Annotated in this window: 14 protein-coding genes; 3 read left to right on the plus strand and 11 right to left on the minus strand. The window is 40.0% G+C overall.

The window, feature by feature from the left end:
• Positions 1–33: 33 nt before the first annotated feature.
• Complete coding sequence (locus D8991_RS06830) at positions 34–723, minus strand: OmpA family protein (RefSeq protein WP_120489393.1); 690 nt, start codon at positions 721–723, stop codon at positions 34–36.
• A gap of 43 nt (positions 724–766) precedes the next feature.
• Positions 767–1,237, minus strand: a complete 471-nt coding sequence (locus D8991_RS06835; RefSeq protein WP_120489731.1) for a lipocalin family protein — start codon at positions 1,235–1,237, stop codon at positions 767–769.
• Positions 1,238–1,352: 115 nt separating this feature from the next.
• On the opposite strand from D8991_RS06835, the gene pncA reads away from it, so the two are divergent.
• The 3 genes from pncA (at position 1,353) to mazG (ending at position 4,588) form a co-directional block, all read left to right on the plus strand.
• Positions 1,353–1,976, plus strand: coding sequence for a bifunctional nicotinamidase/pyrazinamidase (gene pncA / locus D8991_RS06840; protein WP_120489394.1), 624 nt, complete (start codon positions 1,353–1,355; stop codon positions 1,974–1,976).
• 177 nt (positions 1,977–2,153) lie between these two features.
• A complete protein-coding gene (locus D8991_RS06845; RefSeq protein ID WP_120489395.1) occupies positions 2,154–3,602 on the plus strand; it encodes a sodium:solute symporter in 1,449 nt (482 codons plus the stop codon).
• A 206-nt stretch (positions 3,603–3,808) separates the two neighbouring features.
• Positions 3,809–4,588, plus strand: coding sequence for a nucleoside triphosphate pyrophosphohydrolase (gene mazG, locus D8991_RS06850; protein ID WP_120489396.1), 780 nt, complete (start codon positions 3,809–3,811; stop codon positions 4,586–4,588).
• A 66-nt stretch (positions 4,589–4,654) separates the two neighbouring features.
• Here mazG and D8991_RS06855 read toward each other — a convergent pair whose 3' ends face one another.
• From D8991_RS06855 to nuoH, 9 genes are all read right to left on the minus strand, one after another.
• Positions 4,655–6,028, minus strand: a complete 1,374-nt coding sequence (locus D8991_RS06855) for a tetratricopeptide repeat protein (protein WP_120489397.1) — start codon at positions 6,026–6,028, stop codon at positions 4,655–4,657.
• A 30-nt stretch (positions 6,029–6,058) separates the two neighbouring features.
• Positions 6,059–8,602 carry a DNA gyrase subunit A gene (gyrA, locus tag D8991_RS06860; protein ID WP_120489398.1) on the minus strand — a complete coding sequence of 848 codons (2,544 nt, stop codon included), beginning with the start codon at positions 8,600–8,602 and terminating at the stop codon, positions 6,059–6,061.
• 492 nt (positions 8,603–9,094) lie between these two features.
• Positions 9,095–10,468 carry an NADH-quinone oxidoreductase subunit N gene (locus D8991_RS06865; protein WP_120489399.1) on the minus strand — a complete coding sequence of 458 codons (1,374 nt, stop codon included), beginning with the start codon at positions 10,466–10,468 and terminating at the stop codon, positions 9,095–9,097.
• A 48-nt stretch (positions 10,469–10,516) separates the two neighbouring features.
• Complete coding sequence (locus D8991_RS06870) at positions 10,517–12,019, minus strand: complex I subunit 4 family protein (protein ID WP_120489400.1); 1,503 nt, start codon at positions 12,017–12,019, stop codon at positions 10,517–10,519.
• Positions 12,020–12,021: 2 nt separating this feature from the next.
• Positions 12,022–13,926 carry an NADH-quinone oxidoreductase subunit L gene (gene nuoL / locus D8991_RS06875; RefSeq protein ID WP_120489401.1) on the minus strand — a complete coding sequence of 635 codons (1,905 nt, stop codon included), beginning with the start codon at positions 13,924–13,926 and terminating at the stop codon, positions 12,022–12,024.
• A gap of 6 nt (positions 13,927–13,932) precedes the next feature.
• Positions 13,933–14,259, minus strand: a complete 327-nt coding sequence (gene nuoK, locus D8991_RS06880; protein ID WP_185123861.1) for an NADH-quinone oxidoreductase subunit NuoK — start codon at positions 14,257–14,259, stop codon at positions 13,933–13,935.
• Positions 14,260–14,265: 6 nt separating this feature from the next.
• Positions 14,266–14,760, minus strand: coding sequence for an NADH-quinone oxidoreductase subunit J family protein (locus tag D8991_RS06885; protein WP_120489403.1), 495 nt, complete (start codon positions 14,758–14,760; stop codon positions 14,266–14,268).
• Entirely contained in the window at positions 14,760–15,311 is a 552-nt protein-coding gene (locus tag D8991_RS06890; RefSeq protein WP_120489404.1) for a NuoI/complex I 23 kDa subunit family protein, read from the minus strand. Before D8991_RS06890 ends, D8991_RS06885 begins: the two co-directional genes overlap by 1 nt.
• Positions 15,312–15,388: 77 nt before the next feature.
• A complete protein-coding gene (gene nuoH, locus D8991_RS06895; RefSeq protein ID WP_120489405.1) occupies positions 15,389–16,453 on the minus strand; it encodes an NADH-quinone oxidoreductase subunit NuoH in 1,065 nt (354 codons plus the stop codon).
• Between the last annotated feature and the right edge of the window lie 23 nt (positions 16,454–16,476).

Below are 16,476 nucleotides of genomic sequence, written 5' to 3' on the forward strand. Positions count from 1 at the left end.
GAGTAATAATATCATTGTTATTTTAATACCTTATTAGTTACCGCTATGAGCATCATTAATCATATCTTGATTTGCGGTGATGGCAAATTCTACGCGTCTGTTTTGTGCTCTTCCTGATTCAGTATCATTAGTTGCTACAGGATTGCTCTCTCCCATTCCAGTAGCGATCATTCTGCTAGAAGAAATTCCTTTGGAAGAAAGGTAAGACTTCACTGCATTTGCTCTTCTCTCAGATAATGCAAGATTATAAGAATCTGAGCCCTTACTATCGGTATGACCATAAATATTGATATTGGTATCTGGATTATTTTTGAGGACTTTTGCAAGTTTATCGAGATTTGTTTTTGCAGCAGAAGTAAGATTAGAGGAATCGAAAGCAAAGTTTACAATATTTTCTTTCATTGTTACTTTAATACCCTCTCCCACTCTTTCTACTTCTGCACCTGGTAGGGTTTCTTTTATCTCCTTCGCCTGCTTATCCATCTTTCTACCAATGACATTACCTGCTGCACCACCCACTACTGCACCGAGTACAGCACCAAGTTCAGAATTCTTACCACTTCCAACATTATTTCCTATCACTGCTCCTAATACTGCTCCTGTAGCAGCTCCTATCGCAGTACCTTTTTGTTGATTATTCGCATTTTGTACAGATTCACAGCTCGATAATAATAATGCTGAACCTAAGAATACAGATGCCACTTTTATTTTACTAATATTCATTTTTATGATTTTTAAAATTAATTATTAAATACTTTCCTAATTTCTAATTTGTCTTTTGGAAGTTATAAACGATTCTTACACCGCTTACATTCTGTTCTAAGCTAAAGGAAGTATCGGTTTGGTCGAGGAGATAGAGAGAGTATCCTGCTATATTGTCCTTAGCCTTGGTTCCCTCTACTATTTTTTTAAACTTAAACTCTGCACCATCCACAAGCTCAAACTTTATAACTCTGGAAAACGATGGGCAACGGCCTTCACCAAGGAGCGCATAGGTACCAGAGTAGTTATTGGGCACCAATTTCCATTGACTACCGACGAAGCACTGCGCATCAATGCCTTCATCAAAAGGTTTTACACGATAATTATGGTCATAATCCACGCTTGTAATCTGCCAATTGCCTTTGAGCTTTGCAAAGTCTGTCTTATTCTTTTTATTCTGTGCTATTTTTGTAGGCGAGCAAGATGCTACCGCCAACGCAGAGCCCAAAGCTCCTATTAGAAATAAGTTTTTCATAATTCTTGAATTTAATTTGCTGTAGTCTATCAAAACCGTGCCAATTTAATGCAAATGTCGGTGTTTTTTCAATAAAATCATTACCTTTGAGCGTTTAAATAATAAATTTTTCATTATGAAAAAGGCATTAATTGTAGTAGATGTGCAGAATGATTTCTGCAAAGGAGGTGCATTAGCTGTACCTGGTGCGAATGAAATTATACCCTATATTAATACCCTTATAAAAAGGAATGATTATGATGAAATTATCTTTACTCAGGACTGGCATCCTGCTCATCATAAGAGTTTTGCATCTAATAATGATAAGAAGGTGGGCGATATTATCTCGCTAAATGGTACCCCTCAGATAATGTGGCCAAAGCATTGTGTGCAGGGGAGCTTTGGGGCGAAATTTCATAAGGATTTGGATACCAGTAAAGCTACCCATATTATAAAAAAAGGCACTCACCCTGAATTTGATTCCTATTCTGCGTTTCAGGATAATCATAGGTTTATGAAAACGGATTTGGATGATTATTTGAGATCAAAAGGGATAAAAACAATAGAAATTGCTGGTCTGGCGCTGGACTACTGTGTAAAATATACCTGTTTAGATGCTCTGGAAAACGGCTACACAACCTATCTACATACTGCGGGAACCCGTGCAGTAAATATAAATCCCCAAAATGGTAAAGAAACCCTTGATCTCCTTCTAAATAAAGGAGTATATACTATAGACAATATAAACTGTACACCTTAGTTAGCGAACTATGAGTACAAATGCTAAATAATTTTTACAATACAGGTGATTTGGGATTGTATTATAATTGTTTTACTCAGTATTGCAATAAATACCTCCTGCACTATTACAAATGATTTTATTTGATGTTATGTATCATTCATTATATTTGTGGGTTTTAAAAAAATAAGATTAAGAATGGCTACAAAACTTTTTTTATTCATTATTATAGCCTACTTTGCCCTCCTGCTGTGGGTAGCGTATCGCACTGGGAAAGGGAGTGATAACGATAGCTTCTTCATAGGAAACCGAAAGAGTAACTGGATGCTCGTAGCGTTTGGTATGATAGGGACTTCGCTCTCTGGAGTAACCTTTGTGAGCGTACCAGGCTTCGTGGGGAAGGACAATTTTGGGTATTTGCAAATCACGATAGGCTATGTGATCGGATATATCACGATAGCGTATGTACTCTTGCCGCTTTATTATCGCTTGAAACTGACTTCGATTTACGGCTACCTCCAGCAGCGAATGGGGCAGCTCTCGTATAAATCCGGTGCTTGGATATTCATTGTTTCTCGCTTGGTAGGGGCTACGGCGAGACTTTTTCTCGTAGTAAATATCCTGCAAGTGAGCATTCTTGATAGCTTGGGTGTACCGTTTATTGCAACAACGCTCGCCATCCTCACGATGATTATCCTCTATACTTATGAGGGAGGCGTAAAGACCATCGTCTGGACCGATACCCTGCAAACGACTTGTATGCTTCTCGGATTGGTGATTTGTACTTATTATATGCTGAGCCACCTTGATATTAACTTTGGCGAGAGCCTTAGGATGATGAGCGAGAAGGGCTATACGAGGGTCTTCAATACCGATATAAACTCTGCGGGCTTCTTCGTGAAGCAGGTTCTTGCTGGGGCGTTTATCACCCTTACAATGACGGGGATAGACCAAGAGATGATGCAGAAATCTCTCTCCGTAACCAGCCTAAAAGATAGCCAAAAGAATATGGTAAGCCTTGGGTTTATCTTGTTTGGCGTTATCTTGCTCTTCCTCTATATGGGGGGGCTGCTGTACCTCTTCGGAGCGCAGGAAGGAATAGAGGCTACGGGGGATAAACTCTTCCCAGAAATTGCGCTCAACCATATGCCGTTCTATATTTCTATTATATTTCTTATTGCTCTGATTTCGGCGCTCTTCCCCAGTGCCGATGGCGCGATGACGGCGCTTACATCCTCGCTCTGCATAGATGTATTTGGGCTAAACGACAAGAGCTGGGAGGCAAAGCAAAAGGAAAAATTTAGGAAGAAGGTTCACCTTTGGGTCGCTTTTTCTTTCCTGATGATGGTTCTCCTCTTTAAATGGATAGATGATAATTCAATGATTGGCCTTATCCTTAAACTCGCGGGCTTTACTTATGGCCCACTGCTGGGTCTCTTTGCATTTGGCATCTTTACTCGCTATAAAGTGAAAGACCGTCTTGTGCCTTATGTGTGTATTGCTTCGCCAGTGATTTCGTTTGTTATAGATAAGTATCAGGGCTTTCTTTTTGGTGATTTTAGGATTGGTTTGGAGCTGCTTATCATTAATGGAATGCTGACTTTTATCGGTTTATGGATGATTAGCGACGGAAAAGTAACGAAATAAAAAAATAAGGGGGCAATGCTCCCTTATTTTGTGGGGTTTGTGGTGTAAAAATGATGGTAAATAGTGCTTATGCAAAGATTTTTGCAAATTCTATCTTCATTTTTGTTTAAAATCAAAAGTTTTTGCTCTTATATTCTCTATCTCTTTTCCCTTTGGAGGAAGCAGGTGAGAAATTGTACTTTTGAGGCATAAAAATCATCTCAGAAATGAATACAAAACAAGAGAAAATAGAGGCTTTTGGGCGATTATTAGACATAATGGATGAGCTTAGAGAAAAATGCCCTTGGGATAGGAAACAAACCCTGCAAACACTGAGGCATCTCACCCTTGAAGAGACCTATGAACTGACCGATGCACTCCTAAACGAAGACCTCCCAGAGATAAAAAAAGAGCTCGGAGATGTACTCCTCCACCTTATATTTTATTCTAAAATAGCTTCAGAGAAAAAAGCCTTTGATATTGCTGATGTAATCAACTCCTTAAATGAAAAACTCATCTTCCGCCATCCACATATATATGCTGATACTCAAGTTTCAGACGAAGAAGAAGTAAAACAAAACTGGGAAAAGCTCAAACTAAAAGAGGGAAATAAATCCATACTCTCTGGGGTTCCAAAAGGCTTGCCCAGCCTTATAAAAGCCTATAGAATTCAGGATAAAGTGCGAGGTGTAGGTTTTGACTTCCCCAATGCGGATGAAGCCTGGCAAAAAGTGGAAGAAGAAATCCGCGAGATGAAAGCCGAGACCGATACTCAAAAGAAAGAAGAAGAGCTTGGAGATGTTTTATTCTCTATTATTAATTATTCACGGATTGCAGGGATTAATCCAGATGCAGCTTTAGAGCGAACCAACGCTAAGTTTATCTCCCGCTTTCAGGAAATGGAAAAATTAGCTGCTGATAAGCGCATCAGCCTTGCTGACCAGCCTCTCCCTCTCCTCGATGAGCTTTGGAATACCGCAAAACAAAGGCTGAAGGATAAAGCTTAAATCCAAAAATAGAAGAGAGGTAAATCACTACCTCTCTTCCTCCATTAAATTTTATATACAATAAGATTATTTCTTCATTGATTCTTCCTTAGCTCTAAATTCCTTAGCCTTAGCCTCATTTTTCAACGAAGTATAAAGCCCTTTCAGCTGAGAAACCGCATCTATACTGTTAGGATCTGACTCGTACCACTTTTCTGCATACGGAAGCGCTTCTGCTAATCTCTTTCTCCTTGCTTCAATCACTTTGTTGGCCGCTTCTATCTTGCCAGATTTCCTCAGTTTGTTGTACTCGTCTATCGTTTTCTCATCGTCTCCAATAGTTACATACACTAAATTCTGCCAAGCATTTGCAAACTTAGGATCCAGCTCTACAGCCTTTTTAAAATAACCGAGTGCCTCTTCCTGCTTCGCAGGGTCTTTGCTTACCATTACCCCGAGGTTATACCAAGCATCTTTATCCTTCGGATTTTGCTCCAGCGTTTGTGTTAATGATGCAATAAACTCCTCTGTTTTACCAGACTTATAATAAGCAAGCCCCTTAGAGTTATTAAGTTTTACATTCTTAGGGAATTTTTTCAGTCCCTTATCTGCATAGACAATTGCCTCATCATATCTATCATTTTCAGATAGAAGACCTACAAGCGTTTCATAGAGCTCTTCCTCTACACTTTTAGTAACTTCAGTTTTGAAGTCTGTATAATCTCCTCCCGCAGCTTTCTTTAAGAGCTCCCAAGAGTTTTTATCAAGGTTTTCTACCTCATTGGTCTTTTTATTTTTTGCTAAATATCGTGTTTCTACTCCTGTATAGCCAGAATCTATCAGATATTTATACGAATTAATCGCATTGGTATGATCCTTAGCCAAAGCATAGGTAATAGCTGAATAATACAAATACTGCTTATTGTCTTGCCCCACAGCTTTTAGCAGGTTATAGACTTCCGCAAACTTAGGAGCTGCCTTTGCATAATCTTTTGCATTATAGGCATCCATTGCTGCTTTATTCGCTGCTTGAAGAGATGGGTTCAGTATCTCTCCGAGTTTTGATGCATATTCGGGGCTATAAGTTTCTTCTTTCAGATTATTAAGCCCTGATTGCTTAGCGGCATCCATACCTACGAAATACAGTTTTTGCTTACCGTTTTTACCTACATAGATTTTAGATTTTCCCAGTTCGCCTATTTTCCCAAGTAGTTCTGCTCCCTGCTGAACATTCCCAGTTCTGAACAATGCCAATCCCTTAGCATAATAGTATTTTTCTAATAGAGAAGGTTCTAAAACAGTAGTATCATTTCCAAAAGCAGCTTCTGCTTCGCTTATCTTTGCTAATGCTCCAGCAGCATCACCTGTATCTACGGATTTTACAGCCGCTGAGACTTCCTTTTTCTGTGCAAATGCTAATGATGTAGCTATGATTGCCAGACTTAAAATTACTTTTCTCATTGTATAAAGATTTTATGTTTTTAAATTGATTTATTCTGCACTTTCACTATTCAGATTTTCAGTAGAATCAGAGGTTTGTCCTGTATTTTCTACGGCTTCATTTCCTTCTCCATCTTCCACATCTCTGTCCATTTCTACTTTTGCAATGGCTGCAATCGCATCATTATTTTTCAGGTTAATGACTTTCACACCCTGAGTATTTCTACCCATAATTCTGAGCTCATCCATACCCATTCGGATAGCAACGCCTGATTTATTAATAATCATTAATCCATCTTCATCAGTTACATTCTGAATTGCGATAAGGCTACCCGTTTTCTCGGTAATATTAAGGGTAATAACCCCTTTACCTCCTCGGTTGGTGATTCTATAATCTTCCACTGCAGAGCGTTTGCCATACCCCCTTTCGGATACTACGAGTACGGATTCTTTTTCTACATCTTCTATTGCAATCATCCCAATAACCTCGTCGCCAGCTTCCAGGGTAATGCCTCGCACACCGATAGACCCACGCCCTACTTCGCGAACGATCTCCTCTGAGAAGCGGATACATTTTCCGTTTTTGGTTGCAATCATTATCTCGGACTTTCCATCGGTTAATCTCGCACCGAGTAGCTGGTCGTTATCTCGGATTTCAATAGCATTGATACCGTTTGATCTCGGTCTGGAATATGCCTCAAGCGAAGTCTTTTTAATCGTACCGTTTTTGGTAATCATCACTACGCTCATCTGGTTTACATATTCCGTATCTTTCAAGTCATTGGTTCTGATGTATGCCTTTATCTTATCATCAGGTTCTATATTGATAAGGTTTTGTATTGCTCTTCCTTTTGCTGTTTTAGACCCTTCGGGGATTTCAAATACGCGGAGCCAGTAGCATTTTCCTTTTTCGGTAAAGAAAAGCATATACTGGTGGTTGGTCGCAGAGACGATGTATTCTAAGAAGTCCTCATCTCGGGTAGTGGCAGCTTTGTTTCCTACGCCACCTCGTGATTGTATTTTGTATTCGGTAAGCGGAGTTCTCTTGATATAGCCCGCGTGCGAAATCGTAAGTACTACGGTTTCATTTGGGATAAAGTCTTCTATAGACATCTCCCCACCTGAGAAATCTATCTCGGTTCTTCTTTCGTCGCCGTATTTTTCTTTTACTTCTAAGAGTTCATCTTTAATGATTTGATACCTTCTCGGCTCATTAGAGAGGATATCTTCTAAATCTCGTATTAATGCCATAATCTCCTCGTACTCGGCACGGATTTTATCCAGCTCCATACCTGTAAGGCGAGCGAGTCTAAGGTCTAATATCGCCTGTGCCTGTATTTCTGAAAGCTCAAACTCTTGTATCAACCCTTCTTTTGCCTCCTGAGGAGTAGCCGAGTGGCGGATGATAGAAATTGCTTTATCCAAGGCATCTTGAGTAGAGATTACCTTCATAAACCCTTCAAGGATGTGGGCTCTTTCTTTGGCTTTTTTGAGTTCAAACTCTGTGCGCCTTACGACAACCTCGTGCCTGTGGTCTACAAAGTGGTGGATGATGTCTTTAAGGTTAAGCTGCTCGGGTCTTCCTTTCACAAGGGCGATATTATTCACCGAGAAGGAAGTTTGGAGCGCTGTGTATTTATAGAGCAGATTGAGAACTACATTTGGGATAGCGTCGTTTTTGAGTTCATAGACAATGCGGAGCCCTTTTCTGTCGGATTCATCGCGGATTTCGTAGATGCCAGGGATTTTATCTTCTTTTACGAGCTCGGCAGTTCGTGCAATCATCTCCGCTTTATTTACTTGGTAAGGCACTTCGGTTACGATGATGGCATTTCGGTTTCCTATCTCTTCGAAGTTGGTCTTCGCACGGAGGACGATTCTCCCTCTCCCTGTGTGGAAGGCATCTCTCACGCCATCGTATCCGTAGATAATCCCTCCCGTAGGGAAGTCTGGCGCCAGAATATGCTTCATAAGGTCGTCTATGCTAATCTCTCTGTCGTCTATATAAGCGCAGATAGCGTCTATGGATTCTGAGAGGTTGTGCGGAGCCATATTAGTTGCCATACCCACAGCGATTCCCGAAGTACCATTTACGAGCAGGTTTGGGATTTTGGTAGAGAGTACGGTAGGCTCCTGCAATCTATCGTCGTAGTTGTTTTGGAAGTCTACGGTATCTTTATCCAAGTCTGAGAGTACTTCATCGGATATTTTTTTAAGCCTCGCTTCGGTGTAACGCATAGCTGCTGGCGGGTCTCCATCCATAGAACCGAAATTACCCTGCCCGTCTACTAATGGATATCTCAGACTCCAGTCCTGCGCCATACGCACCATAGTGTCATATATAGAAGAGTCGCCGTGCGGGTGGAAATTACCCATAACCTCACCTACAATTTTTGCAGATTTCAGGTGTTTTTTATTAGAGAACACTCCCAAATCGTACATACCATAGAGCACTCTTCTGTGCACTGGTTTTAGCCCGTCTCTTACATCTGGCAGCGCCCTTGAAACAATTACCGACATAGAATAATCTATGTAAGATGACTTCATTTCATCTACAATATTAATCGGTATTAGTCTTTCTCCTTCTTTATGCATAAATAAAGTTTATTTTAATACGAAAAATTAGTGTGCTAAAATACGAAAAAATAATAAAACAGCGGTAAGTTTAGGCTATAAGCAATAGGCTGCAGGCAGTAAGCAATAAAAAGCCTCTTTCAAAGTAGTTTTCCTTTCTGTCACCATATAACAATATCCTCGTAAAGGCCGTAAGCCGTACGCAGCAGGCAATAAATGGTAAAAATATCCTCTCAAAGTAGTTTTTCACTCCATCCCGGTACCAGAAACTCTTAGCAGGGTGTCCCGATACTAGGACACCTTCGCAAAGTAGTTTTCAGTATTTCTGGTATATGCTAATAAGCATTATAGACAGTAGATGGCAGCTAGCAATTAGCGACTGGCTGCTAGGTTTTGGCGGTGGGTGGTTAGTTAAGAGTTCTCCACGCAGTTTAAGTGCATCACCTGCAAGGTGTGCCTGCTGTGCTACGGCTAAGTGCTCCCCAGGCAGTGGGTGCCTCACCGGCTACGGTGTTAGTGAATTTTAGCAAAAAGGTCAGGATAGATACCTATACCGATAATCAGTAAAATAATCAGTAGAGAGAGAAGATTGTAAGTAAAACTCACCCTCTCGGAAGTATTAAATGATGATTCTTTTGCAAAGAACATAGAGATAATCAGCCTTAGGTAATACGCAATAGAGAGTGCAGAACCTACCACAGCAACTACTACCAGAAATGGTGCTACGCCAATCGCTTGTGCGAATATCCCAAACTTCCCTATAAAGCCAGCGGTAAGCGGTACTCCAGCCATAGAAAATAAAGAGACAGCAGTAACGAGAGCGAGTAGAGGTTCGGTCTTTGCCAAGCCTCGAAAAGCTTCGTAGGAGGTTTCTCGTTTTATTTTTTCTACCCAAATCAGGCACATAAATACCCCAATGGTGGAAAGTGAATACGCAAAAAGATAGAATGCCAATACCCCTACCGAGAGGTTATTAAACCCAAAGAATACCATCGCTATATATCCTGCGTGAGATACGGAGGAATAGGCAAGCATTCTCTTGGCATTGGTCTGTGCAAGCCCCATAATATTTGAGAGCAGAAGTGTGATAATCACAAGCACACCGATAATATTAATCCAACTTGGAGCGATACCGATAAACGCAGTAATCATCAGCTTAAAGAAAGCACCAAATGCAGAGATTTTAACTACACTCGCCATAAAGGAAGTAATGAGGGATGGTGCACCTTGATAGACATCTGGCGACCAAGTATGGAAGGGTGCCAATGAAGTCTTAAACGCCAAAGCAACAAGCATAAGCACAGCTCCGAGAATGAACATTGTATCATTAGCATTCTCAGTACTCAACTGAGCGATTTGATGGATATCAAAGCTACCTGTAGCACCATAAACGAGGGCTACACCAAACATAAGGAAACCCGTAGCAAAGGCACCCATAAGAAAATATTTGAGGGCTGCTTCTATCGAGCGCAAGTCGGTCTTACTACTCCCCGCCATTACATAAAGCGGTATGGAGAGAATTTCTATACCTAAGAAGAGTACCGTCATATTCTCAAAACCGAAAAGGATAATCCCCCCACAAAGAGCGAAAAGCATAAGGGCATAGAGCTCGGACTGATGACTTCTGTGATTGCTCAATGCAAAGCCCCCAAGGAAAAAGATAAGCGTAGTAATGATGATGGCTATCCTTGTAAACAGCGCTGCCGTTTCATCATAAATATACATTGACTGATACTTCGCGAAGAATGAACACTCGGGCTGGAAACTCACAACCAAAGCAAGCAAAAGCCCTGCAATACCAATATATCTGGAAAACTTACCTCGCCCCGATGTTCCTGAAAATAATACCACAATGGCCGTAAGAAAAACTATAATAAGTGTACTCATTTCTTTAATTTAAATTTAAAACTACGATAGGTCTTTAAGATTATGATATTAGTTCATTTTAGGTAAGGTGAGATAGATGTACTCGATAGAGCTATCTACCATATTCAGTACAGGCTGAGGATAGACTCCCATCACGATAACAAATACCGAAAGCGTAGCCAAAACGATGAGTTCTACACCCGAAATATCCTTAGCGGTAGCCAGCACCTCATCATTCCCCTTGCCAAACATTGTCTTAGCATAAAACCTCAGTAGATAGGCTGCTGCTAAAATAACCGTAATACCTGCAATAACTCCCATAAGGGCATTATAATCAAATACAGATTTTATAAGGATAAACTCACCGATAAAACCATTGGTGAGCGGTACGCCCAGTGAGCCGAAAAGGATAATCATAAACACAACAGCGAACTTCGGTGCTACCCTTGCAAAGCCACCCATTTGATTAATATCTCTTGTATTAAACCTTTTGTAGAGGATATCTGCACAGTAGAAAAGCCCTACCACATTTAAACCGTGAGCAAAAGCCATTACCATAGCTCCCTCGCCTCCTTCAGTAGTAAAGTTTCCATTGGCACTCAGTATGGCAGAAGCAAAAAGCCCCGCCGTTAATAAACCGATATGCGAAAGAGAGGAGAAAGCAATAATCCTCTTGGCATCGTTTTGTACGATTGCGATTAAAGCACCATAGAGCACTCCAATGACCGCTAAGACCACAACGATACCCCCAGAAACACCTGCAATAGCATCTGGTGTAATCGGTAAAAGATACCTAAGCACACCGAATACCGCCATCTTTAGCATAATCCCCGAGAGGAGCATAGAACCCTGAGTAGGTGAATAAGTATAGGTATCCGCCTGCCAAGAATGGAAAGGAAATACAGGTAGCTTCACTGCAAAAGCAAAGAAGATAAACCAGAATACCAAGTTCTGCTGATTGATATCAAGAGTAGTATTATACAAATCTGTAAGAGCAAAAGATGCTGTATCAGGGAGCGCATAAAGATATACCAAACCCGCTAACATAAAGAGAGACCCCACAAATGTAAATACGAAAAACTTGGTTGTAAAACGGGGATTCTTATCTGCCTGCCCCCATATACCTGCAATAAACCAGATAGGGATTAAGGTAATCTCCCAGAAAGCATAGAAAATAATTCCATCTAATGCTGTGAAAACTCCCACTAAACCAAACTGCATTAATAAAATCAGCGCATAGAAAGAGTTCCTGTATGATTTTTCTTCATTAAAAGAAGAAAGGATAATAAGCGGAACGAGGATATTGGTAAGGAGGAGCATAAGCATACTCATTCCATCAATACCGAAATGTATGCTGCTTTTTATGAAGTTAGACCACGGATACTGGATTTCATATTGCAGTGCTGAATCTACCGTAGGAGTAGCATCAAAGCTGCAAAGCATACAAAAGCTGAGAACTAACTGAACGAGAGCTATACCCAAAGCAAAATACTTAGCGGCTGCATTTTTAGACGCGAAAATAAATCCTGAACCTATAAGAGGTATGAGTAGTAATGCTAATAACTGATACATTATTATAGTAAAAAGTTAATAATTAATATAATTCCTACTGCCAATGCCATAATCAGCAGATAGTTCTCCACATTTCCATTTTGGAATTTCTTCATCGCTCTACCAGAGTCCTCTGCTCCATCTCCTATAAACTGAGCGGTAGAGTCTAAAATATTTTTATCAAAAGCCCTTAGAACCTTACCTAAACCTTCGGCTGTTTTTACAAAGAGAGCATTATAGATTTTATTGTCATACAAGGTCTTTGCGGAAAGTTTTTCCCAACCTGAATACTCAGCAAGAGGGAGTTTGGCTTTATTTACATAGATATTTCTCACAATAAACCATACAGTAAAGAACATTATAATGGTAAGGGATAAGAGAAGCATCTCCGTTGTGAAATCTACTGCTAAAACAGAGGTTTCGTGCAGACTTTTGCCCTGCTCAGTAATGATTGGGCTCAGCCACTGATTGAGGAAAGAGAAATGACCGTGCCCTACAAAGTGAGGGAGATTAAAGAAACCTCCAAATACCGAAAGCACTGCTAAAACGATTAAAGGTAAAGTCATATTTAAAGGGCTCTCGTGCAGGTGATGCTTCTGCTCCTCCGAGCCTCTAAAATCCCCATAAAAAGTAAGGTAATATAATCTGAACATATAAGTAGCCGTAACCGCTGCAAGCACAAAGAGTATAACCCAGAATGCTGGATTCTTAGCAAATGCTGCGATAAGGATTTCATCTTTTGAAATCATACCAGAGAATAGCGGCATACCAGAGATTGCCAAGGTCCCGATAAGGAATGTCCAATGGGTAACAGGGATATACTTTCTTAAACCACCCATATACCTCATATCTTGCTCTCCGCTCATTGCGTGGATTACAGAACCAGAACCGAGAAAGAGCAACGCTTTAAAGAATGCGTGCGTCATCACATGGAACATCGCTGTAGTATAAGCCCCTAAGCCCAATGCTACAAACATAAACCCAAGCTGAGAAACGGTAGAATATGCCAAGACTTTCTTAATATCATTCTGCCTTAGAGCGTAGAACCCAGCTAATGCTGCCGTTAGAAGACCAATAAGCAGTATTATATCTTGCACAGATGGCGCCAGCGTATAAAGGAAATTTGAACGAACGATGAGGTAAATACCCGCAGTAACCATCGTAGCAGCGTGGATAAGCGCCGATACAGGAGTAGGCCCCGCCATCGCATCAGGGAGCCAAGTGTAAAGAGGTACTTGTGCCGATTTACCCACCGCACCGATAAATAAACTCAGTGTAATGAAGATAATTATAGTGCTGTCCATTCCAAATACACCTGCATTATTGGCTACACTGATATAGTCCAAAGAATTTGTCTGCTGAGCGATAAGAAAAATCCCTATGAGCAAACCTAAATCCCCAATACGGTTCATTATAAATGCCTTTCTCGCTGCTTTACCATACTCCCAGTTTTGAAACCAAAAACCAATTAAGAGATAGGAGCAAACACCTACACCTTCCCAGCCGATGAAGAGAATGAGGTAATTAGACCCCATTACCAAAAGGAGCATTGAGAAGATGAAAAGGTTGAGATAAGTAAAGAATTTATAAAATCCTGTATCGTGGCTCATATAACCGATAGAATAAAGGTGGATAAGCGAACCGATACCCGTGATAATCATCACCATCATCAGAGAAAGCTGGTCAATCTGGAAACCGAAATTCACCTGCATACCATTTACTCTGAACCATTCAAAAGTCTTTACTATTACGGGTTGGCTATCAGAATCAAAGTTGAGAAACAGGCTTACTGCTATACAAAATGAAGAAAAAACCGCTAAAGTCGCTATACTCCCCACTAAAACCTTTGGAAGGTATTTCCCAAAAAATCCATTGAAAAGGAAACCTATAAGCGGCAGTAATATGATAGTATAAATTAAATTTTCCATTCCTTATTATCCCTTTAATTTATTTAAAATACTCACATCTACAGATTTTGTATTACGATAAATCATTGCAATGATAGCCAAACCTACTGCTACTTCCGCAGCTGCTACTACCATAATGAAGAATACCAGTATCTGCCCATCTCCATTTCCTTTGTATGCAGAAAAAGCTGCTAAGAGAAGATTTACGGAATTGAGCATAAGCTCTACACAACCTAAAATAATGATTGCATTTTTCCTGAGTAGTACACCCAGCACTCCCAAGCAAAACAAAACTGTACTCAGCACAATAAAGTTCTCCAAAGGAACACTTTGTATAAAAGTATTTGCTTCCATAATATCTTATAAATCTCTTTTACCAATTAATACTGAACCTACAATACCTGCCAGAATAAGAATTGAAGCAAGCTCAAACGGGAGGACATATTCATTAAACAAAAGCCCACCAAGATTTTTTGTAAGCCCTACTGAATAATCTACATCCTGTGCTACTGCACCTGTTTTCAAGCCTCTATAAGCCCCAAGCATACCGATGAAAAGTATCCCACTGGCAATAATCCCAATGAATTTATTGATGCTCTTCTTTCTACTTTCATCCTGATTGTTTAAGTTGAGCATCATTAATATATAGAGGAATAAAACCATAATAGCCCCTGCATATACCATTATCTGAACAATTCCCAAGAACTGTGCATTGAGTAATACATACAAGCCTGCTATTGAGAAAAAAGTAACGATGAGCGAAAGTAAAGAATACAACGGATTCTTTGCGAATACGAAATAAACCGCACTACAAAGCGCTACTCCCGATACCAAATAGAAAAGAAATTGCTCCATTACTTCTTTAATTTTAAAAAGTTTCTTTGTTTTTCACTTTGTCTTTCAGACACATCTATTCTGTCATCCATAGATTCTAAGAGTTTTTCCTTACCATAGATAAATGAGCCTCTATTGTTCTCTGGCTCTACAAGGCGATCGGTAAGGTAGATTGCAGATTTAGGGCAAGCCTCCTCGCAGAGACCGCAGAAAATACATCTAATCATATTGATTTCGTAAGTAGCTGCATATTTTTCTTCTCTGTAAAGGTGCTTTTCATCTTTCGTACGCTCTGCTGCCGTCATTGTAATGGCCTCTGCCGGGCAAGCCACAGCACAAAGTCCACAAGCGGTACATCTCTCCCTACCCTCATCATCTCTTTTGAGGACATGGCGACCTCTCCAAACCTTAGCACGAGGCTTTTCTTCATCAGGATAAGATACACTGCCTGGCTTTTTAAACATATGCTTCAATGTAATACCCATCCCCTGAATAATTGCAGGGAGATAGATACTCTCACTGAAAGTCATTTTTTTATTAGAGACAACCTTAGATCTATTGGTTAATTTCATTTCTTCTTTATGTTTTAGCTAAAAGTATAAATCCCATTAGCTCTTAAATTCTAAACTATTCTATTAAATCTCTACTATTAGTTATTAAATAATAATATGATAGCGCCTGTTATCAATAGGTTTATCAATCCGAAAGGGATTAATTTTTTCCAACCGAGATGCATTAGCTGATCGTATCTGAATCTTGGAATCGTCCATCTAATCCACATAAAGAGGAATATTCCAAAGAATACTTTTATAAGGAAAGAGACAATGCTGAAAACTCCCGCTACATTTTCTCCCCAGTTTTCTGCTACCCAGTCTATACCAGGATAATTGTACCCACCGAAGAACAGCACAGCGATAAGGGCATTTGAGATAAACATATTTACATACTCACCAAACATATAAAGCCCTAATTTCATTGATGAATATTCGGTAGAATACCCTGTAACCAATTCGGATTCGCACTCTGGCAAGTCAAACGGGTGTCTGTTGGTCTCCGCAAGTGCAGCGATAAGGAATATAAGAAAAGCAAAAGGCTGATAGAAAATATTCCAGTTTATCCCTGAAACTTCTGGTACAATGCCCCAAAGTTTCCCGTGCGTCTGTTGCTCTACAATTACTTTTAAATCCAATGAACCGCTCATCATTATAATCGCTAAAAGCGCAAGCCCCATTGCTAATTCATAAGAAATCATCTGCGAACTCGCACGGATAGCTCCGATAAGCGAGTATTTATTATTTGAAGCCCAGCCCCCAAGCATCATTCCATATACAGATACAGAGGCTAATCCTAAAATATAAAGAACCCCGATATCAATATTGGCTACTTGTAAATCAAAAGACTCTCCAGCAATATTTATCGTGCTTCCCCAAGGGATAACCGCCCCTGTAAGCAATGATAAAAACATTACGATAGAAGGACCGATAACGAATAAAAACCGCTCTGCATTGTCTGGCGTAAAGTCCTCCTTAAAGAAGAACTTCCCTCCATCAGCTAAGGGTTGCAAAAGTCCGAAAGGTCCTGCTTTATTAGGTCCTATCCTGTCCTGCATTACGGCTGCTACTTTTCTTTCTGCCCAAGTAGAATATGCTGCTACTGTAAGAGATAGAAGGAATAAAGCTAAGACTAATATGATTTTAAATGTAATTAATTCCACTTTTATAAAATTAAATTTTACTA

It is taken from the genome of Bergeyella cardium, assembly GCF_003614945.1.
GTDB classification, from domain to species: Bacteria; Bacteroidota; Bacteroidia; order Flavobacteriales; family Weeksellaceae; genus Bergeyella_A; species Bergeyella_A cardium.